Origin of the sequence: Kushneria aurantia DSM 21353 (assembly GCF_000382245.1) — a bacterium.
In the GTDB taxonomy this organism is placed as follows: Bacteria; Pseudomonadota; Gammaproteobacteria; order Pseudomonadales; family Halomonadaceae; genus Kushneria; species Kushneria aurantia.
In genome coordinates this window covers 107928-128286 of sequence record NZ_KB907864.1, presented here as the reverse complement: position 1 = coordinate 128286, position 20359 = coordinate 107928, and the positions used below count along the sequence as shown (strand labels likewise).

Here is a 20359-nt window from a genome sequence, read left to right as displayed (position 1 = left end):
CTCTCAAAAAAGCAGCAGCAGGAAAAGCATGCTCACCGCGCCACCGGTCATCACTGCGGCGTACCAGCGCAGTCGGCCGTTCTGAGTGCCCAGCAGCAGGTCGTTGAGACCCAGCGCCAGCGCCGGCCACATATTGACCAGCGAATTGACCCAGTCACGCCGATGCAGGCGGGCAATGAACAGGAAGGGGCGGACCGTGATGCGCTCGTAGAGCCAGTCGAAGGCGAAGCCGCTGTAGAAAAAGCGTCGCAACCGATCACCCTCCTTCGCCTCCATCAGATTGCCGATCAGGCGCCGGCGGCCGAGGAACAGCGCGGCCGCAATGCCCACGCCAACCAGCGCAACCACGGCGGCCAGCACCTCGGTCAGCACCCTGATCAGGTGGCCATACTGCCCTTCAGGCCCCGCCGGCAGCACGTTGGCCAGCGGCGGATGGATCATGCCGCCTACAAAAGTGGAAAGCAGCGCCAGCGCCAGCAGCGGCAGATGATGGGCGATACCGCGACCGGCATGCGGATGAATCTGCTCGCGGCCGTGAAAGACGATGAAGATCATGCGGAAAGTGTAGATCGACGTCAGCAGCGCTCCCAGCAGGGCCCCCAGCCACAGCAGGCTGTAGCCGTGATCGAAGGTCAACCACAGGATCTCGTCCTTGGAGTAGAAACCCGCCGTGACCAGCGGCAGCGCCGAGAGCGCCGCCCCGCCGATCAGGAAGCAGGCGTAGGGCAGCTTGAGCGAGCGCCACAGGCCGCCCATTTTGAAGATGTTCTGCTCATGATGGCAGGCGATGATCACCGACCCCGAAGTGAGGAACAGCAGCGCCTTGAAGAAGGCGTGAATCATCAGGTGGAAGATCGCCACGTCCCACGCCTGGACCCCGAGGGCGAGAAACATGTAGCCGATCTGACTCATCGTCGAATAGGCCAGTACACGCTTGATATCGGTCTGCGCCAGCGCCGTGAAACCGGCCACCAGCAGCGTCAGCAGGCCGATCAGCGCCACCAGCGAAAGCGTGAAGGGGGCCAGTTCGAAGATGGTATGGGTGCGGGCGATCAGATAGACACCGGCGGTCACCATGGTGGCGGCGTGGATCAGCGCCGACACCGGGGTGGGACCGGCCATGGCGTCGGCAAGCCAGGTGTGCAGCGGCAGCTGCGCCGACTTGCCCAGCGCTCCACCGAGCAGCATCAGCGCCGCCACCTCGGCCATCAGGTCGCCCTCCTGCCATACCTGCGGCGCCTGCTGCAAAAGCTGCTGGATATCGAGAGTGCCAAAGCGGGTGAAGAGCAGAAACAGCCCGATGGCCAGAAAGACATCGCCGATTCGGGTGACAATGAACGCCTTGAAGGCGCACCAGGCGTTGTACTCGCTTTGGTAGTAGTAGCCGATCAGCAGGTAGCTGCACAGGCCGACGCCCTCCCAGCCCAGATAGAGCAGCAGCAGATTGTCTCCCAGCACCAGCAGCAGCATGCTGAATACGAAAAGATTCATGTAGGCGAAAAAACGAGCATAGCCGGGGGCGCCTTCAAGATCCTTTTCCATGTACCAGGAGGCAAACAGATGAATCAGAAAGCCCACCCCGGTAATCACGCTGATCATGGTCAGCGACAGGCCGTCGAGGTAGAGGGTGAACCCCATGCGGAAATCACCCACCGTTACCCACTGCCACAGGGTCTGGGTAAAGCCACCGCCATCGCCGAGATAGAAAAGCCAGTTGAGCCACACCATGACCAGCGCCGAGAGGCCGATCGAGCCAACGCCCACCAGCGCGGCAAGGCGGTTCGGCAGGCGCGGGTTGAAGGCCAGAATCAGCGCGCCGAGCAGCGGAAACAGAACGATCAGGGGAAGTATATTCATCCTTTCATCTCGCTGGCTGCGTCAATATCGAGAGTACCGAAACGGCGGCGCAGTTGAATCAGAAAGCCGAGACCGATACTCGCTTCGGCTGCCGCAAGGGTGATGATGGCAATAAACATCACCTGACCGTCGGGCTGCCCCCAGTGCATGCCGGCAACGATGAAGGCCAGACCGGTGGCGTTCATCATGATCTCGAGGCTCATCAGCATGAACAGCAGATTGCGGCGTACCAGCAGCCCCATGAGCCCCAGCGCGAAGAGGATCGCGGCCAGCGCCATGCCATGTTCCAGCGGTATACCCATTGCGCCTTCGCTGCCCATTACGCCTCCTCCTCGTCAACGCCGCTCGGCGCGCGCTGACGCGCCTCGTTCATGTCACGCTCGAGCTGTGTGTCCTCGTTGCGACCCACGTGGGAGGCGGCAATCAAAGCGGCCAGCAGCAGCATGGCCGCCAGCTCTACCGCCAGCAGGTAGGGACCGAACATCTGCATGCCGACCTCCCTGGCGCTGAGGGTATCGCCACCGACACTGCCGATACCGCCGCCGTACCACAGCGAGAAGCACAGAATCGCCAGCAACAGCCCCGCCAGTACCGCCGGTCCTTTCCAGATACCGGGGGTCAGCCAGCTGCTCTCATGGTGCGCCGTCTGGCCGCCAAGGTTGAGCATCATCACCACGAAAACAAACAACACCATGATAGCGCCGGCGTAGACGATCACCTCCAGCGCCGCGGCAAATGGCGCGCCCAGCGCATAAAATACCACCGCCACCGCCAGCAGCGAGATGATCAGATAGAGCAGCGCATGCACCGCATTGGTGTGCATGATCACCCGGAAGGTGGCAAAAACGGCGATCAATGCGGCCAGATAAAAAGCGATTTCCACGGCGTATTCCCCCGGCTGAGCCCGCGTCAGGGCATCAGCGTCTTGACGTCGACAGGCTCGGCCTCGTTCTGCGCGGCCCCCTTGGGCTTGCCGGAGATCGACAGCCCCGCCACTCGATAGAAGTTGTAGTTGTGATCCTTGCCGGGTCCCGAGATCAGCAGGTCACGTTTTTCGAACACCAGCTCCTGGCGGTTGTACTCGCCCAGCTCGAAATCCGGCGTCAGCTGAATTGCCGAGGTGGGGCAGGCCTCTTCGCACAGGCCGCAGAAAATGCAGCGCGAGAAGTTGATGCGAAAGAACTCGGGATACCAGCGGCCGTCCTCTTTCTCGCCCTTCTGCAGCGAAATGCAGGCGACCGGACAGGCCACCGCACAGAGGTTGCAGGCCACGCAGCGCTCCTCGCCGTCGGGGTCGCGGGTAAGCACGATGCGCCCGCGATAGCGCGGTGGCAGATAGGGCATCTGCTCCGGATAGTTGACGGTTTCACGCTTGTGAAAGGCGTGACGAAACACCATCCAGCCGGTACGCAGCTGGGTACCGGTGCCCATCACCACCTTTTTGATCGAATGCAGCATGTTTCTGCCTCGTCGTTATCGGTAAAGGGCGCTCAGGCGCCGAGCAGAATGAAAAAGCCCGTTACCAGAAGATTGATCAGCGTCAGCGGCAGACAGAACTTCCAGCCGAACTGCATCACCCGGTCATAGCGCGGTCGCGGCAGTGCGGCGCGGGCGAGCACGAAGAGCATGACGAAAAAGCCGGTCTTGAGCGCGAACCAGACGATCGGCGGCAACAGCGGACCGTGCCAGCCGCCGAAAAAGAGCGTGGCGATCAGCGCCGACACCAGCACGATGCCCACGTACTCGCCGATGAAGAACATGCCGAACTTCATGCTGGAGTACTCGACGTGGTAACCGTCGGCGATCTCCTGCTCCGCCTCGGGCTGGTCGAAGGGCGCCCGGTGGGTCACCGCCACGCCGGCGATCAGAAAGGTCACAAAGCCGAAAAACTGCGGGATGATGAACCAGAAGCCTTCCTGAGCGTTGACAATATCGCGCATGTTGAACGAGCCGGTCATCGCCACCACGCCCATCAGCGACAGACCCATGAACACCTCATAGGAGAGCGTCTGGGCAGAGGCACGCATGGCGCCGATCAGGGCGTACTTGTTGGCGCTGGCATAGCCGCCGAACAGCACCGCATAGACGTTGATACCGGCCATGGCGAAAAAGAACAGAATGCCGATACTCAAATCCGCCACGCCCCAGCCCGGGGTAATGGGGATGATCATGAAGGAGAGCAGCAGCGAGGCGAAGGCGATTGCCGGCGCCAGCACGAACAGCTTGCGATCCCCGAAGGAGGGCACCCAGTCCTCCTTGAAAAAAATCTTGATCATGTCGGCGATCAGCTGCCCCGCACCGAACGGCCCCACCCGATTGGGGCCGTAGCGGTCCTGCCACAGTCCCAGCAGGCGGCGCTCGACCACGGTCAGAAAGGCGCCGCAGATCACCGCACCCAGCAGAATCACGATCGCCTTGAGAACGGCGATGACGGTCAGAACGAGCACATCCGAGGTCAGCCAGCTCATGCGCTCACCTCCACATTGACGCTCGCCCACTCACCCGCCAGCCCCTGCGGAATACCCGGCAGCAGCGGTACGCCAAGCAGACCCGAGCGCATGTCGCGACTGATGCGCAGCGGCAGACTGAGCTGCCTTCCCCCGGCCTGAACCGACAGCTCATCGCCGGCCGCGATACCCAGGCGTTCGGCGTCTTCCTGGCTCAGCACCACGAAGGGCTCGCTCATGCGCTCGCGAATCGGCTCGGCACGCGCCGACATCTCCTCACCGCCAAACAGCTGCGGCAGGCGCACTACCTGCCAGCTCTCGGAACGCGGTGCGAAGGCCTCCGGCACGCTGTCGAAATAGCCATCGCCACGCGCCTCGCCGCGCTGCTGGTCGAACAGCCGCACGCCCGGGTCGCCGGCACGCAGGTGACCGCCCACCTCGTCCTGGAACTTGTTCCACGCCTGCGGCGAGTTCCAGCCCGGCGCCCAGGCGAAGGCCACCTGCGAGCGCGGCTCGCTGTAGCCGCTGTAGCCTTCCATCGAGAAGGCGAACGCCGTATCGCCGTCCTGCGGCGCACGCGGTTCGCTGACGCTGAGGTTGGCGCGCATGGCGGTACGGCCGCTGTAGCGGTGCGGCGAACGCGCCAGCTTCTGGCCGTGAATACGAAAGGAGGCGCTGGGCGCGGCGTCGCGGATGCCGGCCATCTCCGGATGCGCGCGGGCGCAGTCGGCGGTAACGTCATCGAGCTGCGTCCAGTCGATGCCGCGTTTTTCCATGGTGGTGTGCAGGGCGTGCAGCCAGCGCCAACTCTCGTGGGTCAGATCGTTGGGACGGTAGTAGCTCGGGTCGTAGACCTGGAAGAAACGCTGCGCCCGCCCCTCGTGGCTTACCAGGGTGCCATCGCCCTCGGCGAAGGTTGCCGCCGGCAGCGCCAGATGAGCACGCTCCAGCGTCGGCGTGCGCTGATGATCGATCACCACCAGGGTGTCGAGCGCCGCCAGCGCCGGGTCGACGACGTTCGCGCCGAGACGCTGATAGAGATCGTTTTCCAGCACCACGGCGGCATCGGCGCGCTCACTGTCGGCCTGCATCCTCTCCAGTGCCCACTCCAGCGAGTGACCACCCAGCATGGTCAGGCCGGTACTGTTGGCTTCGCCGCTTATCAGCGACAGCGAAGGCGTGACGCCGCCGGCACTCAGGGCGCGGGCGATGTTGGCGGCAGCCTGCAGCACCGCGGTGCTGGCGAGACTGGTGCCGGAGATGATCAGCGGCCGTTTGGCGTCCTTGAGCGCCGCTGCGATCGCCGTCACCAGATCGGTTGTCGCCTCATCCAGACCGCTGACCGCCGGCGCGCTGTCGTCCAGCTTATGGGCCAGCGCAAAGCCCAGCCGGGCAATGTCTTCAGGGGCACCGTGCCAACTATCGCGAGCAATGTCATCGAGGCGGGTTTCGGTCAACGAGGCGATGAATACCGGCCGGGTGCGCTCCTGGCGCAGGGTATTGACGGCATTGGCGTTCCACGCCGGAATGCCGTTGGCCTCGGCCATCTCCTCGCCGCGACCATTGGCTGCCTGGCGCACCGCCAGCGCCACCCGTGCAGCGCTCTGGATCAGGTCCTCGCCCAGCACGATCACCGCGTCGTGCTCCTCGATCTCGCGCATCGAGGGAATGTGCCAGCTGTTTTCGCGCTGTAGCTGCTGGATCAGTTCGAGGCACTCGAGTTCGCGTGCGGCAATGCCGGTAGAGAAGTTGTCGGCTCCCACCAGCTCGCGCAGCAGGTGATTGCTCTCGAGACTCGCCCGCGGCGAGCCGATGCCGATCACTCGGCGGCTGGCATTAAGCCGCTCGGCGCTGCGATCCAGTGCGCTGTCGACATCGAGCAGCTCGGGTTCGGCGTTGTCATTTGGCCGCGAGGTGGGCTGCGTGGGGCGGTCATCGCGATTGACGTAGCCGTAGCCGAAGCGACCGCGGTCGCACAGGAAGTAGTGGTTCACATCGCCGTTAAAGCGGTTCTCGATGCGACGTACTTCGCCATAGCGCTCGCCCGGGCTGGTATTACAGCCGCTGGAGCACTGGTGGCAGATGCTGGGGGCGAACTGCATGTCCCACTTGCGCGTGTAGTGCTCCGAGTGGGTGCGGTCGGTGAACACGCCGGTGGGACATACCTCGGTGAGGTTGCCGGAAAATTCGTTCTCCAGCGTGCCGTCGACGGTGCGGCCGAAATAGATATTCTCGTGCGCGCCAAAAGCCCCCAGGTCCTCGCCGCCGGCATAGTCCTTGTAAAAGCGCACGCAGCGGTAGCAGGTGATGCAGCGGTTCATTTCGTGGCCGATGAAGGGGCCAAGATACTGATTTTTGTGAGTACGCTTGCGGAAACGATAGCGCCGGCGGTCGTGGCCGGTCATCACCGTCATGTCCTGCAGATGACAGTGGCCGCCCTCCTCGCACACCGGGCAGTCGTGCGGGTGATTGGTCATCAGCCACTCGATGACGCTGGCGCGAAAGGCCTTCGCCTCCTCGTCGTCGATAGAGATGTACGCATCGTCCTTCACCGGCGCCATGCAGGACATCACCAGCATGCCGCGCTCGTCGTCGGCATCCTTGTACTGCTTGACGGCGCACTGCCGGCACGCCCCCACGCTGCCCAGCGCCGGATGCCAGCAGAAGTAGGGGATATCGAGGCCCAGCGACAGGCAGGCGTGCAGCAGGTTATCGCTGCCGTCGACCTCGTAATCGTTGCCATCTACATGAATCGTTGCCATGAGGCTCGCCTTTCATCTGTCACGGCCCGAACGCTGCCGGGCGCTTGGAAACTGCCTGCGCCGCAGCGCTATACCGATCCCACCGGAATCGGCTCGGCGTGCGCTTCACGCTGTCTGTGGCGAATGCCCGCCTCGAATTCGTGGCGGAAGTGCTTGATCGCGGTCTCCAGCGGCATTGCCGCGCCCGGCGCATGGGCGCAGAAGGTCTTGCCGGGACCGATGTTGCTGGCCAGCGATTCGAGCAGCTCGATATCGCCCTCTTCGCCTTCGCCATTCTCCAGCGCGTGCAGGATACGCGCCGCCCAGGGCAGGCCATCGCGGCAGGGGGTGCACCAGCCGCAGGACTCGCGGGCGAAAAAATCTTCCAGGTTGCGGGTCAGCGACACCACGCTCTGATTGTGTGCCACCACTGCCAGCAGCCCGGTGCCCAGCCGGCTTCCGGCGCCGCCGATAGTGTCGAAATCGAGCGCCAGGTCGAGGTGCTCGGGGAGCAGAAAGCCGGTACTGCCGCCGCCCGGCAGCCATGTCTTGAGCTCTAGACCATCGCGCATGCCACCGGCCAGCTCCAACAGCTCACCGGCCGTGGTCCCCATCGGCATCTCCACCAGCCCGGGCCGTTTGACCCGCCCGGAGACGCCGTAGAGCTTGGTGCCACCGTCATCGCTGCGTCCGCCGGAGAGCGACTGATACCAGTCGCCGCCACGCAGGGCGATAGCGGGCACATTACACAGCGTCTCGACGTTGTTGACTACCGTGGGCCTGCCCCAGGCGCCGCTCTGGCCCGGGAAGGGCGGTTTGGAACGCGGATTGGCGCGTCGCCCCTCGAGGGAGTTGATCAGCGCCGTCTCCTCGCCACAGATGTAGCGTCCGGCGCCGGTGTGCAGAAAGATGTCGAAGTCGAAGTCGCTGTCGCACACCCGGCTGCCGAGAATGCCCGCCTTGCGCGCCTCGGCCAGCGCCCGCTCGATGCGCTGCGCCGCCAGCACGTACTCGCTGCGCAAAAAGATGTAGCCCCTGTAGGCATTGTTGGCGTAGCCGGCGAGGATCATGCCCTCGATCAGCAGATGGGGCGTCTCCTCCAGCAGCAGGCGATCCTTGAAGGTGCCCGGCTCCATCTCGTCGGCATTGCAGGCGATATAGCCGCGCGGATGGTCGTCGCCACGCGCCGTCAGGCTCCACTTGACGCCGGCGGAGAAGCCGGCGCCGCCGCGACCGCGCAGATTGGCGGTCTTCATGTTGTCGATCAGCTCATCCGGCGAGAGCTCGCGCAGGGTGGTACGCAGCGCCTCGTAGCCGTCCTTTTGCTCGAATTCGTCGAGGTCGACGTAGCCGCGATCCTCGCGCAGGCGATAGGTCAGCGGATGCGTCTCGCCGTTGGTGCTGGTAGAAAAAAGATGGCTGCTCATGAGTAGCGCTCCAGCAGTGCCGCAACTTCATTGGGTTCGACCGGGCCGTGCAGGTCGTCGTCGATCATCAGTGCCGGCCCGCGATCGCAGGCGCCCAGGCAGCAGACCGGCAGCAAGGTGAAACGGTCGTCCTCGGTGGTCTGGCCAGGGCCGATGCCCAGCTCGCCGCTGATGGCATCGCGCAGTTCGTCATGGCCGGTCAGGTGGCATGAACTGCTGTCGCATACCAGCACCACATGGCGCCCCACCGGCTGGCGGAAGATAAGGCTGTAGAAGGTTGCCACTCCCTCGACATCGCTGGCGGGAATGCCCAGCACGTCGCTGATGGCGATCACCGCACCGTCGCTGACCCAACCGCGGCGGCGCTGCACAGTCTTGAGCGCACCGATGGAAGCGGCGCGGGGATTTTCGTAGTGCGTCATCTCGTGCTCGATCTCGTGACGCTCCTCGTCGGAGAGCACGAAGTCATGCATACGGTTGTCGCTGGAGGCGATCAGGTTGCTCTGACTCGCCTTGCTGACGCGGGTATTACCGGTTGCGGGAGTATTCATATCCATGGTCAGCGGTCCACGTCGGCCATCACGAAGTCGATACTGCCCAGGTGGGCGATCAGATCGGGGACGAAGCCACCGTTGATGACCGCCGGAATCTGCTGCAGATGCGCGAAGCTGGGCGTGCGAATACGGGTGCGATAGCTCATGGTGTTGCCATCGCTGGTCAGGTAGTAACTGTTGAGCCCCTTGGTCGCCTCGATCATCTGGAATGATTCGTTGGGCTTGAGCACCGGCCCCCAGGAGACCTGCAGGAAGTGGGTAATCAGGGTCTCGATGTGCTGCAGCATCTTCTCGCGGGGCGGCGGCGTGGTGAGCGGATGATCCGCCTTGTAGTCGCCGTCGGGCATGTGCTTCAGGCACTGCTCGATGATGCGCAGGCTCTGACGCATCTCCTCGATACGCAGCATGCCGCGATCGAAGACGTCGCCGTTGGTGCCGACCGGAATATCGAAATCGAAGCGCTCGTAGCCCGAATAGGGGCGCGCCTTGCGGCGATCGTACTTGAGTCCGGTGGCGCGCAGGTTGGGGCCGGTGATCCCCCAGGTGAGCGCCTCGGCGGTGGTGTGGGTGGCGATATGACGGGTACGCTCGCGCACCAGGCTGTTATCCATCATGGCGCGCTCGTACTCGTCGAGGCGCGGCGGCATCCAGTCGAGGAAGTCACGCACCAGCTGCTCCCAGCCGCGCGGCAGATCGTGCGCCGTGCCGCCGATGCGGAACCAGGCCGGGTGCATGCGAAAGCCGGTGATCGCCTCGATGACATGATAGGCGCGCTGGCGGTCGCTGAAGGTGTAGAACACCGGCGACATCGCCCCCAGATCCTGCAAAAAGGTGCCCAGAAACAGCAGGTGGGAGTTGATGCGGAACATCTCCGCCATCATCACCCGGATCGTTTCGGCGCGTTCGGGCACCGTGATACCGGCCAGCTTCTCGACCGCCAGTACATAGGGCAGGTTGTTCATCACCCCGCCGGTATAGTCGATGCGGTCGGTGTAGGGGATGTAGCTGTGCCACGACTGGCGCTCGGCCATCTTCTCGGCGCCGCGGTGGTGGTAACCGATATCCGGCACGCAGTCGACCACTTCCTCACCGTCGAGCTGCAGCGCGATACGGAAGGCGCCGTGTGCCGAAGGGTGGTTGGGACCGAGGTTGAGGAACATATAGTCGGTATCCCGCGACTGACGCTTCATTCCCCAGGACTCGGGATCGAAGCGCAGCGCCGCCTGCTCGCGATCCTGCCCCTCCATGGTCAGGGTGTAGGGGTCGAACTCGGTGGCACGCGCGGGATAGTCCTTGCGCAGCGGGTGGCCGTTCCAGGTGGGCGGCATCAACAGGCGCGACAGGTGCGGATGACCAACGAAGTCGATGCCGAACATGTCGAAGGTTTCACGCTCGTACCAGTTGGCATTGAGATAGACATTGCACAGCGTCGGGATGCGCAGGTCATCCTCGTGCAGCGCTACCTTGATCATCAGCTCGACGTTACGCTCCAGCGACATCAGCTGATAGAAGACGGTGAAATCGGCAGGCGGCAAACCACGGCGGTGCATACGCAGGCGTTCGTCAACACCGTGCAGGTCATAGAGCAGCGCATAGGGCTTATCCACCTGCTGCACGAACTGCATAACCTCGACGAGTCGCTCACGCGCGACCCAGAGTACCGGCATGTCGGTCAGGGTAGGCTGCTGCGTCAACACCTCGCTGCCGAAGCGATCCATCAGCTCATCGACAATGGCGTGGGCGATATCGGTCGATCGTGAAGTTTCGGTCGTCATGCGCGCTGATCCATGGCCGATTGCAGAACGAGCCTGCCGAAAACTGTCATCAGAAGGTTATACCTCATCCGGGGAGCGCAGCTCGGTTACCGCAATACGCTCGGCGCGCTTTTTTTCGCGCTGCGAGGGCATCTCGGCGCGATAAACGCCCTGATCGCCCACCACCCAGCTCAGCGGCCGGCGCTCTTCCTGAATGGAGTCCTGCAGTAGCTGCAACCCCTGTAGAAAAGCCTCGGGACGCGGCGGGCAGCCGGGCACGTAGACATCGACCGGCAGGAACTTGTCGACGCCCTGGACTACCGAGTAGATATCGTACATACCGCCTGAGTTGGCGCAGGAGCCCATCGAGATCACCCATTTGGGCTCCAGCATCTGATCGTAGAGCTGCTGAATGACCGGCGCCATCTTGATAAAGCAGGTGCCCGCAATCACCATCAGGTCGGCCTGGCGCGGCGAGGCGCGTAGCACCTCGGAGCCGAAACGGGCGATATCATGGGGAGCGGTAAAGGCGGTGGTCATCTCCACATAGCAGCAGGAGAGGCCGAAGTTGTAGGGCCAGATGGAGTTCTTGCGACCCCAGTTGACCATGCTGTGCATGATATTTTCGAGCCTGCCGGTGAAGACGCTGCGGTGCACCTGCTCGTTCATGGGTTCATCGACCACGCGCCGCTCACCGACCGGATAGGGCACATCGGTAGGGGTTTGTGGATCGATGCGAGTAAGCTTCCAGGACATCAACGGTCCTCCTGAAAAGACATCCGGGGCCGGCTTGACCGGCCAGAATCCTGCTGATGCCCGCCATAACGGGCACCCATCCGAGGCGCAGTATCAGCCGACGCGCTCTGTGGCCTCCCCGGCACCGGGCTGCCCGCTCCGATCATCGTCGCGCAGAGCAGGCTGGTGGATACGTTCCGGCTGACGGCGTCGACGCGGCACCCAGTCGAGGGCGCCGACGCGACTGTCATAAACGAGACCGGCAAGCAGAATGAGAATAAAGATGGTGGCGCCGATAAAACCCGCCCAGCCGGTTTCGCGTATCGCCACAGCCCAGCCGAACAGATAAAGCGCTTCGACATCGAAGATGACGAACAGCATCGCCACCATATAGAACTTGACCGAGAAGCGCTGCTGCGCACTGCCCACAGGGACGATACCGGACTCGTAGGGGGTATCCTTGCGATGCCCCCAGGCGCGACCGCCAAGTAGCGAGGAGGCCACCACCATGAAGGTGCAAAGCCCCAGTGATGCCACGATGAAAACGCCAACGGCCCAGTTCTGAGCCAGCTGCTCTGCCAGATTCATGAGTTCTCGCTCATCATTATCGGGCAACGGTCATTGCGCCACCCTGTATTTCGTACGCTTTCCCTGTCAGGTCAGGCGGTTGATAACAGCCCAAAATGATACACCCTGTTGCGAGCAGAGCGCAGGGTAACGATCAGGCGCTTTCAAAAACCTGAAGGTCGCTGCCACGAATGCATTAGTCACCTTCAAATCCTGGCAGTCGCCAGCGGAGTTCGCCAGGATGTTATCGAGCTGCTTCACTGTCCGGCAGCTTCTGCTATATGCCCAATGATGGGGCAAGATAATATGTAGTCAAGCTACAAAACGCACTACCCGTGCTCCTGCACCCCCGACCTTCGGATAATGATATGCCTGCACCCGCGCGTTTTCTGTCTATTGCCGGTACGGATCCCAGCGGTGGCGCCGGGCAATCTGCAGACATCAAGACAGCCAGTGCGCTGGGCGCCTTCGCCACCAGCGTGGTGACCGCCGTGGTGGCCCAGAACACCTGCGGGGTGCGCGACATTATGCCGCTCCCGCACAGTATCCTGCGTGCCCAGCTCGACGCCGTGTTCGAGGACATTGCACCCGACAGCGTCAAGATCGGCATGGTGGCGGACTCCGCCACGGCGCGTCTTGTCCGCGAATACCTGGAACGCTATCGGCCAAAGCACGTGGTACTTGACCCGGTCATGGTCGCCAAGAGCGGCGATCGACTGGTCGACGACGACGGTTTTCATGCCGTGCGCGACATTCTAATCCCGGTCGCCGATATCATCACCCCCAACCTGCCGGAAGCCGCCATGCTGCTGGACCGGCCAGTGCCCGCCGACCGCGCCGCCATGCAGGCACTGGCGTCCGGCCTGTCCACCCTGGGCGCGACCATGGTAGTGCTCAAGGGCGGCTATCTGAGCGGCGCCCATAGCGACGATCTGGTCATCATGCCGAACCAGCAGCAGTGGCTCGAAGCGCCGCGTATCGACACGCGCTCGCTGCACGGTTCGGGCTGCACCCTCTCCTCGGCGATTGCCGCCCTGCTGCCGGTCAGCGATTCGCCGCTGACTGCCATGCGCGAGGCAAAGGCGTACATGAGCGGCGCCCTGAAGAGGGCCGACAGCCTGAAGGTGGGCCACGGTCAGGGGCCGGCGCATCACTTTTTCCGCTGGTGGTAGCCGCCGGGTAGTCCAGCCACTATGCTTTGACTCAGGCCCTCAAACTTCATCGCCCAGAGACTTCGACATGACCTCGACGCTGCTTCTGGCCACCGATCTTTCCGGAGAATGTCACGCCGCCCTCGTCAGGGCACTGCACCTGACCCAGCATGACGCCGTACAGCTGGATATTCTGTACGTCGTCGACCCCTGGCTACCGGAGAGCATTCTGCCGCAGTTGGTACACGCGGTGCGCGACAGCATCGATCAACAGCTCGAGCAGGCCTGCCATCATCACGAACTCGAACGCCCCGAGACCGAGATTCACGTGGTCAGCGGCGTGCCCTATGCCGAAATTATTCGCGAGGCCTACGAGCGCAGCGCCTCGATGATCCTGATGGGCACGCACCGCAAGCTGGGCCAGCCGGATCTGATCGGCGGCACGACACTGTCGCGGGTCATGCGCCGTGCCCCCTGTCCGGTGGTCAGCGTTCCTCACGATGGTGAACCGGACTGGCAGGACGTTCTGGTGCCGGTCGACTTCTCGCTCGCCTCGCGCCACACTCTCAAGGAAGTGCTCACCCGCTTTCCCCATGTCCGTCTGACGCTGCTGCATGCCTGGGATATGCCGGTCGCTCAGGAACTGGCCGAAGGTACCGACTACCGACGCTGGCGTGACGGTGAGCGTCAGCGACTGCGCCAACAGCTCGAGCGCGAAACCGAGCGGCTGATGAGTGAGCTGGGCGCCCATCCGGATCTTGAACTGGTGCTGCAGCAGGGCGACCCCGGCGAGGTACTGCTCAGCCGACTGCGCCAGCAGCCACCCGACCTGCTGGCACTGGGCAGTCACATTCGGGTGGGTATCGGTCGTACCACCGAGAGCCTGCTGGAGCGGCTATTGAGCGACGTGCGTGGCGATCTGATGCTGTGTCGCACCTGGTGATGCTCGCTTGCAATCGACTCGACCGGAAAGCTGCCCGGGAGGATTTGTGCGCGCCCTGATACAACGCGTCAGCCGTGCCAGCGTCGCTGTTGAAGGAGAGTGCGTTGGCGCTATCGACGCCGGCCTGCTGGCCCTGATCGGCGTCGAACGTGACGACAGCCGCGAGCGCGCTGACAAACTGCTGCGCAAGCTGCTGGGGTACCGCATCTTCGCCGATACCGAGGGGCGTATGAACCTCGGCCTTGGCGACAGCGGCGGCGGCCTGCTGCTGGTGTCGCAGTTCACCCTGGTGGCCGATACCCGCAAGGGCATGCGCCCCGGCTTTTCCAGCGCCGCGCCGCCGCAGCTCGGTCGTGAACTGTTCGATTATCTGGTGGCGGCGGCGCACGACGCCCACGCGCCAGTGGCAACCGGTCGCTTCGGCGCGGATATGCAGGTGTCGCTGGTCAACGACGGACCGGTGACCTTCATGCTCGAAAGCTGACGCCACCCCACCTGCGAACGTTATGGCAACAAGACGCGAAGCTGGCACTCGACAAGGACGGCGCGCTTGACCCGAATCGCTCGATATCCTTTAATCAACGCCCGAATCAACCCGAGTTAAACTATGCCCCCGGGGTATAAAAAATCGGGCTGAAGCCAGCTTTGCCGCTAACGAGAGGGTGAGCCATGAACGACCGCGTTCTCTTTATCCGCCATCACTGCTCGCGCTCCGAGCAGCGCCTGATGCGTGCTCTGCGCGTGCTGGGTCAGCAGCACAGCGACGCTGCTTCGCTGAGCAACGAACGGCTCGAGATCAGCATGGCCGAGCGCTGCTCGCTGCTTCTGATGATTCGCCGGGCCTACGCCGACAAGCCCGAATTCGAGCTGCTGGGCCCCAACTCACCCTGTGTTTCCCGCGATGAGCTGCGGCTGCTGGCCACACTGCGCCACTTCGGCATGGAGCACGACGCAGCGCAAGCGGACGACAGCACCGCCCCGTTGATGCAACGCCTGTTTCGCGAAAACGGTCGCACCGTGCAACGCGCCGGCTTTGCCCTGCGCTCACGGCCGGACGTGGGGCGCATGTAGGGGCCGCCAGCAGGACAAATGGAGACGCCCGATATCAGGTGATGAGGGTGGACAGCCTGGCGAGGACGTCATCCATGACGTCCTCGGGGATCCGTTCCAGGTACTGTCCCTGGCGCGCAGCGATATCCAGCGTTCTGAGCTGACTGCACAGCACGAAGCCCCGGGTGCGGGTTGCTGCCGCTTCAAGTGAAACAGCAAAGCCTCGCGAGCGAGCAAAACCACCGCCGGTCGTGATCGGCATGACCAGCGCCGTGTTCATGGCGCTATTAAAGGCTTCGGGCGACACGATCAACACCGGTCGCCTGCCACGCTGTTCGTGCCCATGGGTCGGATCCAGCGACACCAGGTAGATGTCACCACGACGCATCAGAGCTCCTCGCGACCGACAGGTTGATCGTCCAGCCACTGCTGTTCGTCGTCAGCGCGCGCGCTGGCGCCGCACTCAGCCAGCAGTTCTTCGAGACTATATCTCGGTCGGGCCGGCTCGACGATCAGGCGCCCCTGATCAACCGTCATCTCGACGCTGCCACCCGCGTCGAGATTCATCTGTCGAAGCAATGCGGGCGACACTGAAAGCATCACGGAGCCGCCGACGCGGCGAAGTCTGGTCATACTCATGGCATGCCTCCAGGGCCACTGAAACTAAAAGTTATACTTCAATATAACTTGCCACCCCTGTTGCGACAACTACCAACATGGGTGGCGCAGCCCCTCGGGTGACCCGCAGCGGGCTACGACGCCTCTCTACAACCGGCGCGCGCATCCGGTCGGGAAAGCGGCGGGCGCCGGCCTTCCATGCCGCTCAGCCGGCAAGCTGCGCTTCCATCTCCTCCAGCGCCTCCTCGGCCTCCATCCACGCCTGCTCCTGCTGCGCCTGCTGTGCCTTCAATTCACCCTGACGGCGCAGCAGTTCGGTCAACCTCTCCTTGTGGGCATCGTCGTAGAGCTCGGCGTCACCGAGCTGCTGCTCGACGTCAGCGAGCGTTTGCTGGGTTTTCTCCAGCGCCTTTTCGGCGGCATCGCGGCGTTTTTTCAGCGGCTTGAGCTGCTCGCGCAGTTCGGCGGCGGCGCGGCGTTCGGCGCGACGGTCGCGCTGGCTGTCGCCACCGGCCGCGGCGGCTGACGCCTTCTGATCGCCTTCGGACTCGCGCCGCCCAGCCTGCTGGCGGTTTTTCAACCAGGCACGGTAGTCATCGAGGGTGCCGTCGAAGGGGGACACCCGGCCGTCGGCCACGCACCAGAACTCGTCGACGCTCGAACGGAGCAGATGGCGGTCGTGAGAGACGATCATCACAGCCCCCTCGAAGTTGCCCAGCGCCTCGCTGAGGGCGTCGCGCATATCCAGATCGAGGTGGTTGGTGGGCTCGTCGAGCAGCAGCAGGTTGGGCTTTTGCCAGGCGATCAACGCCAGCGCCAGACGCGCCTTCTCGCCACCGGAGAAACGCGCGATCACCTCGAAGGCATCATCACCGCGAAAACCGAAACCGCCCAGAAAGTCGCGTATGCGCTGATCGGCGGCCTGCGGCGAGAGGCGCTGCACGTGCGTAAACGGACTGGCGTCGAGATCCAGCGCATCGAGCTGATGCTGGGCGAAATAGCCCACCGCCAGGTGCTCGCCCTCGGTGCGACTGCCCGCCAGCAGTGGCAGCGCGCCGGTCAGCGCCTTGATCAGGGTCGACTTGCCGGCGCCGTTGGGGCCCAGCAGGCCAATGCGACTGCCCGGCGCCAGCGACAGACGCACGCCCTGCAAAAGTGGCGTACCACCGTGACCGATGTCGGCGCGTTCGAGTGCCAGCAGCGGATGGGAGATCTTCTCCGCGCAGGGCAGTGCGAAACGAAACGGTGACTCGGCGCGCAGCGGCGCGATCTCCTCCATGCGCTCGAGCATTTTCAGCCGGCTCTGGGCCTGTTTGGCCTTGGTCGCCTTGGCCCGGAAACGGTCGACGAATGACTGAATCTCGGCGCGCCGCGCCTCCTGCTTCTCGCGCTCGGCCTCACGCTGGGCCAGCCGCTCGGCACGGGTGCGCTCGAAGGTGGTGAAGTTACCGCGGTAGAGCACCACCTGGCGCTGATCGAAGTGCACCACGTGATCGCACACCGCATCGAGAAAATCGCGATCATGCGAGATCAGCAGCAGCGTGCCCGGGTAGCGCACCAGCCACTGCTCGAGCCAGATCAGGGCATCCAGATCGAGGTGGTTGGTGGGCTCGTCGAGCAGCATCAGATCGGAGGGCTTGAACAGCGTGCGCGCGAGGCTGGCGCGCATTCGCCAGCCGCCGGAGAAAGCCGACAGCGGGACGTCGAGATCGCCCTGGGCAAAGCCCAGCCCCACCAGCAGCTGTTCGGCGCGAGCCCGGGCGCTGTAGCCATCGAGCGCCTCGATGGCGCCATGCAGCTCCGCCTCGCGGTGGTGCTCGCCGGCCTCATGGGCACGCGCCAGCGCCGCTTCGGTATCGCGCAGCTGATGGTCACCATCGAGCACGAAGTCGGTGATGCCCTGCGACAGCGCGGTGATCTCCTGATCCATGTGGGCGATGCGCACGCCGCCGTTGAGCGCTACCTCGCCGCTGTCCGGCGTAATATGGCCCAGAATCAGTTCGAACAGGCTCGACTTGCCGGCGCCGTTGGCGCCCACGATGCCGGCGTGATGACCCATCGACAGCGTAAAATCGGCGGACTCGATCAGCGGCGCGCCGCCGCGTTGCAGCGCAAGTTGGCGCAGTGCAATCATGCCTTTCTCTACCCCCGGAGGCACCATGACAAATGCCGAGCATTGTAACCGATACAGCGCCGATCTTTGGCGCTTTGCGCTCGATCTTTACGCCGCCGAGGGAGTAGCAGCGGCCTGTCTGCGGCTGCAGGACGATGCCGGCATCGACGTTTGCGAACTGCTGTGGCGCTGCTGGCTGGCCCATGGCGGTCTGCAACCGGCGGCCGCAGCGCAGTCGGCGCTCGATGAGGTGCGACGCTGGCAGCAGCAGATGACCGCGCCCCTTCGCGACCGGCGCCGTCGGCTGAAGCCGCTGGCCGCCGACAATCCGCAGCTTGAACCGCTGCGCGAGCATCTCAAACGGGCCGAGCTGGAAAGCGAAAAACAGGCGCTGACGATGCTGCAGGCGCTGGCCGGCGCGCCGGTGGCGGGCGCGGCGTTCGACATCGTGCGACACCACTACGGCCTGACAGACAACGCGCCGCGCCAGGCGCTCGATACTCTGATCGCCCGCGCCACGGCGCTCTGACTCAGCAGTCACAAACGTAGCGCCAAAGCAGCGGTATAGGTTTCAGGACGGCATCGCCAACTCGCGCGGCGACGGCTCGGTGTCCCGCCACTCATCCTCTTCGACAAACACATCGTTACCCTGCCGGTCGAGGGCGGGCTGCACGGGCGCTTCGAGACGATCGCCCTCGGCCATGGTGAAGCTTGCCACGCCTTCGCGCAGGCGCTGCGCCTCGGTACTGAGCCACTCGGCCACGTCGCTCGCCTCGCGGGCGCGCTCACGATTGTGTGTGGTGACCTGCGCCATCTCGCCCATCGCCGTACCGACCTGGTCGATGCCCTCGCGCTGCTCGCCGGAGGCCGAGGCGATATCGCTCATGAACACGTTGATCTCACCGATCGAGGTGGCGATATGGGTCATGCTCGCCTCGGCCTGCGATACCAGTTGCACTCCCTCGGCGACCTGCGCATCGCAGCTTTCGATCAGCTTGCGAACGTCATCGGCGGCACCGGCACTGCGCTCGGCCAGCGAACGCACCTCACTGGCCACCACCGAGAAGCCGCGACCGTGCTGACCGGCCCGGGCCGCCTCGACCGAGGCGTTGAGGGCGAGAATATTGGTCTGGAAGGCGATATGGTCGATCATGCCGATCACTTCCGCCACCTGGCGGCTGCTGCTTTCGATACCGCCCATATTGGCGGTCATGCGCTGCATGACATCGCCGCCGCGCTGCGCCTGGTGGCTCGCGTCGTCGGTCAGTTCGCTGGCGCGCCGGGCATGATCGGCGTTGGCGCTGACCGTACGGCTCAGCTCCTCGAGGCTCGCCGAGGTCTGCTCCAGCGCGCTCGACTGCCGATCGGTATCGAAGGCCAGCTCGCGGTTGCCGGCGGACATGCGGTCGACGTGCGCGACAACGCTGTCGCTGCTGCCGCGAACGCGCAGCACGGTGTCGGCAAGACTCTGGCGCAGCTCGCCAAGGCCTTCGAAGAGCCGGCCGATTTCATTGCGTCCGCGTGTCTCGACGGGGGTCGAGAGATCGCCATCGCCCATGCTGCGAAAGCGCCTGAGCAGTCCGTGAATGGGCCGGGTCAAATAGCGCGTCACCCACCACAGCATAAAGCCGACCAGCAGCAGACAGGCCAGGATGGCACCGCCAATCGCGATATCGAAGGCACGGCTGAGCGCATTGGAGCGGTCGGTCAGGGCCTCGCCCTGAGCGCGCGAAGTCACGAAAAACTGATCGGCACTCTGCATGAAGGTCTCGCTCATCTCGCTCACCCGCGAGCGGAAAGCGCGCCAGCCTTCGACGTCCTCATCGCGCAGTGAGGTCAGCTGCAGCTGTAATCCCGTATTGAAAAGCGACTGGAAACTGCGCGACAGCGCCTCGATGGCTTCCTGCTGCTCGGGCAGAGCATTGATCGCGCGAAACTCCTCGAATGACTCGGCGGCGCTGGCCATCAGCGCCTCGGCACTGTCGATCACCGGACCGGGGCGGTCGAAGGAGGGGCGTTCGATCAGCTGCGCGGCGCGGCTCATCTCCACCCGAGCGCGCAGCATATCGACATAGGCACGGTTGAGGGCGCTGGACTGCTGGACGTGAATACGATCGAAGATATCGAAACTTTGTCGGCTGCTATGGTTGCCATACACGCCCAGCGCCCCCACTCCCATAACCAGCAGGGTAAAAATGGCAAGAATTGCCATCCAGGTGGTGCGTATGGAGATATCGGCAAGGCCCTTCATGTACAACTCCTGCAAGCCCTTTGGTGGACGATGTTGGCGAACACCCACAGTCGGCGGCGATGAGCGCACCGGAGCGGCGTCGGGCTTTTATTCAACAGGCTTAATGTTTCAGTTTGTGTTCATGCCATCGCCCTGCCTGCTACAGGTTCAC

At 63.8% G+C, this 20359-nt stretch carries 20 protein-coding genes; 5 read left to right on the top strand and 15 right to left on the bottom strand.

Going from position 1 to position 20359, the window contains the following annotated elements:
- Nucleotides 1-3: 3 nt before the first annotated feature.
- The 11 genes from nuoL to H146_RS18335 all read right to left on the bottom strand — a co-directional run bounded on the left by nuoL (nt 4) and on the right by H146_RS18335 (nt 12103).
- The gene (nuoL, locus tag H146_RS0103570) at nt 4-1857 is read right to left on the bottom strand and encodes an NADH-quinone oxidoreductase subunit L (protein WP_019950480.1); all 1854 of its coding nucleotides are present in this window, start codon (nt 1855-1857) and stop codon (nt 4-6) included.
- Nucleotides 1854-2177 (bottom strand): NADH-quinone oxidoreductase subunit NuoK, encoded by a 324-nt coding sequence (gene nuoK, locus H146_RS0103565; RefSeq protein WP_019950479.1) that lies wholly within the window; start codon nt 2175-2177, stop codon nt 1854-1856. The genes nuoL and nuoK overlap by 4 nt, the downstream gene beginning before the upstream one ends.
- Nucleotides 2177-2740 carry an NADH-quinone oxidoreductase subunit J gene (nuoJ, locus tag H146_RS0103560; protein WP_019950478.1) on the bottom strand — a complete coding sequence of 188 codons (564 nt, stop codon included), beginning with the start codon at nt 2738-2740 and terminating at the stop codon, nt 2177-2179. The genes nuoK and nuoJ overlap by 1 nt, the downstream gene beginning before the upstream one ends.
- Nucleotides 2741-2766: 26 nt before the next feature.
- Entirely contained in the window at nt 2767-3315 is a 549-nt protein-coding gene (nuoI, locus tag H146_RS0103555; protein ID WP_019950477.1) for an NADH-quinone oxidoreductase subunit NuoI, read from the bottom strand.
- 32 nt (nt 3316-3347) lie between these two features.
- Nucleotides 3348-4325 (bottom strand): NADH-quinone oxidoreductase subunit NuoH, encoded by a 978-nt coding sequence (gene nuoH / locus H146_RS0103550; RefSeq protein ID WP_019950476.1) that lies wholly within the window; start codon nt 4323-4325, stop codon nt 3348-3350.
- Nucleotides 4322-7066, bottom strand: coding sequence for an NADH-quinone oxidoreductase subunit NuoG (nuoG, locus tag H146_RS0103545; protein ID WP_019950475.1), 2745 nt, complete (start codon nt 7064-7066; stop codon nt 4322-4324). The genes nuoH and nuoG overlap by 4 nt, the downstream gene beginning before the upstream one ends.
- A gap of 68 nt (nt 7067-7134) precedes the next feature.
- Entirely contained in the window at nt 7135-8472 is a 1338-nt protein-coding gene (gene nuoF / locus H146_RS0103540) for an NADH-quinone oxidoreductase subunit NuoF (RefSeq protein WP_019950474.1), read from the bottom strand.
- A complete protein-coding gene (nuoE, locus tag H146_RS0103535; protein ID WP_019950473.1) occupies nt 8469-9029 on the bottom strand; it encodes an NADH-quinone oxidoreductase subunit NuoE in 561 nt (186 codons plus the stop codon). Before nuoE ends, nuoF begins: the two co-directional genes overlap by 4 nt.
- A 2-nt stretch (nt 9030-9031) precedes the next feature.
- On the bottom strand, nt 9032-10801 hold the full coding sequence (nuoC, locus tag H146_RS0103530) for an NADH-quinone oxidoreductase subunit C/D (protein ID WP_019950472.1): 1770 nt from the start codon (nt 10799-10801) through the stop codon (nt 9032-9034).
- A gap of 57 nt (nt 10802-10858) precedes the next feature.
- The gene (locus H146_RS0103525) at nt 10859-11536 is read right to left on the bottom strand and encodes a NuoB/complex I 20 kDa subunit family protein (protein ID WP_019950471.1); all 678 of its coding nucleotides are present in this window, start codon (nt 11534-11536) and stop codon (nt 10859-10861) included.
- Nucleotides 11537-11629: 93 nt separating this feature from the next.
- Nucleotides 11630-12103: an NADH-quinone oxidoreductase subunit A gene (locus tag H146_RS18335; protein WP_019950470.1), complete on the bottom strand. Its 474-nt coding sequence runs from the start codon at nt 12101-12103 to the stop codon at nt 11630-11632.
- Nucleotides 12104-12450: 347 nt separating this feature from the next.
- Here H146_RS18335 and thiD point away from each other — a divergent pair, with 347 nt between their 5' ends.
- The 4 genes from thiD to H146_RS0103500 all read left to right on the top strand — a co-directional run bounded on the left by thiD (nt 12451) and on the right by H146_RS0103500 (nt 15247).
- A complete protein-coding gene (gene thiD / locus H146_RS0103515; protein WP_019950469.1) occupies nt 12451-13254 on the top strand; it encodes a bifunctional hydroxymethylpyrimidine kinase/phosphomethylpyrimidine kinase in 804 nt (267 codons plus the stop codon).
- A 67-nt stretch (nt 13255-13321) separates the two neighbouring features.
- The gene (locus H146_RS0103510) at nt 13322-14176 is read left to right on the top strand and encodes a universal stress protein (protein WP_019950468.1); all 855 of its coding nucleotides are present in this window, start codon (nt 13322-13324) and stop codon (nt 14174-14176) included.
- Nucleotides 14177-14222: 46 nt separating this feature from the next.
- Nucleotides 14223-14660, top strand: a complete 438-nt coding sequence (gene dtd / locus H146_RS0103505; RefSeq protein WP_019950467.1) for a D-aminoacyl-tRNA deacylase — start codon at nt 14223-14225, stop codon at nt 14658-14660.
- A gap of 185 nt (nt 14661-14845) precedes the next feature.
- Complete coding sequence (locus H146_RS0103500) at nt 14846-15247, top strand: hypothetical protein (protein ID WP_019950466.1); 402 nt, start codon at nt 14846-14848, stop codon at nt 15245-15247.
- A gap of 34 nt (nt 15248-15281) precedes the next feature.
- Here the strand turns inward: H146_RS0103500 and H146_RS0103495 are convergent, their stop codons facing one another.
- The 3 genes from H146_RS0103495 to H146_RS0103485 form a co-directional block, all read right to left on the bottom strand.
- On the bottom strand, nt 15282-15614 hold the full coding sequence (locus tag H146_RS0103495) for a type II toxin-antitoxin system PemK/MazF family toxin (protein WP_019950465.1): 333 nt from the start codon (nt 15612-15614) through the stop codon (nt 15282-15284).
- Entirely contained in the window at nt 15614-15865 is a 252-nt protein-coding gene (locus H146_RS0103490; RefSeq protein ID WP_019950464.1) for an AbrB/MazE/SpoVT family DNA-binding domain-containing protein, read from the bottom strand. The genes H146_RS0103495 and H146_RS0103490 overlap by 1 nt, the downstream gene beginning before the upstream one ends.
- Before the next feature lie 184 nt (nt 15866-16049).
- On the bottom strand, nt 16050-17978 hold the full coding sequence (locus tag H146_RS0103485) for an ABC-F family ATP-binding cassette domain-containing protein (protein WP_019950463.1): 1929 nt from the start codon (nt 17976-17978) through the stop codon (nt 16050-16052).
- A gap of 25 nt (nt 17979-18003) precedes the next feature.
- On the opposite strand from H146_RS0103485, the gene H146_RS18330 reads away from it, so the two are divergent.
- Nucleotides 18004-18486: a TIGR02444 family protein gene (locus tag H146_RS18330; protein ID WP_019950462.1), complete on the top strand. Its 483-nt coding sequence runs from the start codon at nt 18004-18006 to the stop codon at nt 18484-18486.
- A gap of 42 nt (nt 18487-18528) precedes the next feature.
- Here H146_RS18330 and H146_RS18325 read toward each other — a convergent pair whose 3' ends face one another.
- Nucleotides 18529-20208 (bottom strand): methyl-accepting chemotaxis protein, encoded by a 1680-nt coding sequence (locus H146_RS18325; RefSeq protein WP_019950461.1) that lies wholly within the window; start codon nt 20206-20208, stop codon nt 18529-18531.
- Nucleotides 20209-20359 lie beyond the last annotated feature (151 nt).

Coding starts and splice junctions, on each gene's coding strand:
- H146_RS0103485 (WP_019950463.1), bottom strand. CDS start 17,978: ATGATTGCACTGCGCCAACTTGCGCTGCAACGCGGCGGCGCGCCGCTG.
- H146_RS18325 (WP_019950461.1), bottom strand. CDS start 20,208: ATGAAGGGCCTTGCCGATATCTCCATACGCACCACCTGGATGGCAATT.
- nuoF (WP_019950474.1), bottom strand. CDS start 8,472: ATGAGCAGCCATCTTTTTTCTACCAGCACCAACGGCGAGACGCATCCG.
- H146_RS0103490 (WP_019950464.1), bottom strand. CDS start 15,865: ATGAGTATGACCAGACTTCGCCGCGTCGGCGGCTCCGTGATGCTTTCA.
- H146_RS0103510 (WP_019950468.1), top strand. CDS start 13,322: ATGACCTCGACGCTGCTTCTGGCCACCGATCTTTCCGGAGAATGTCAC.
- H146_RS18330 (WP_019950462.1), top strand. CDS start 18,004: ATGACAAATGCCGAGCATTGTAACCGATACAGCGCCGATCTTTGGCGC.
- H146_RS0103500 (WP_019950466.1), top strand. CDS start 14,846: ATGAACGACCGCGTTCTCTTTATCCGCCATCACTGCTCGCGCTCCGAG.
- H146_RS0103525 (WP_019950471.1), bottom strand. CDS start 11,536: ATGTCCTGGAAGCTTACTCGCATCGATCCACAAACCCCTACCGATGTG.
- H146_RS18335 (WP_019950470.1), bottom strand. CDS start 12,103: ATGAATCTGGCAGAGCAGCTGGCTCAGAACTGGGCCGTTGGCGTTTTC.
- nuoG (WP_019950475.1), bottom strand. CDS start 7,066: ATGGCAACGATTCATGTAGATGGCAACGATTACGAGGTCGACGGCAGC.
- nuoK (WP_019950479.1), bottom strand. CDS start 2,177: ATGGGCAGCGAAGGCGCAATGGGTATACCGCTGGAACATGGCATGGCG.
- nuoI (WP_019950477.1), bottom strand. CDS start 3,315: ATGCTGCATTCGATCAAAAAGGTGGTGATGGGCACCGGTACCCAGCTG.
- H146_RS0103495 (WP_019950465.1), bottom strand. CDS start 15,614: ATGCGTCGTGGTGACATCTACCTGGTGTCGCTGGATCCGACCCATGGG.
- thiD (WP_019950469.1), top strand. CDS start 12,451: ATGCCTGCACCCGCGCGTTTTCTGTCTATTGCCGGTACGGATCCCAGC.
- nuoC (WP_019950472.1), bottom strand. CDS start 10,801: ATGACGACCGAAACTTCACGATCGACCGATATCGCCCACGCCATTGTC.
- nuoE (WP_019950473.1), bottom strand. CDS start 9,029: ATGGATATGAATACTCCCGCAACCGGTAATACCCGCGTCAGCAAGGCG.
- nuoH (WP_019950476.1), bottom strand. CDS start 4,325: ATGAGCTGGCTGACCTCGGATGTGCTCGTTCTGACCGTCATCGCCGTT.
- nuoL (WP_019950480.1), bottom strand. CDS start 1,857: ATGAATATACTTCCCCTGATCGTTCTGTTTCCGCTGCTCGGCGCGCTG.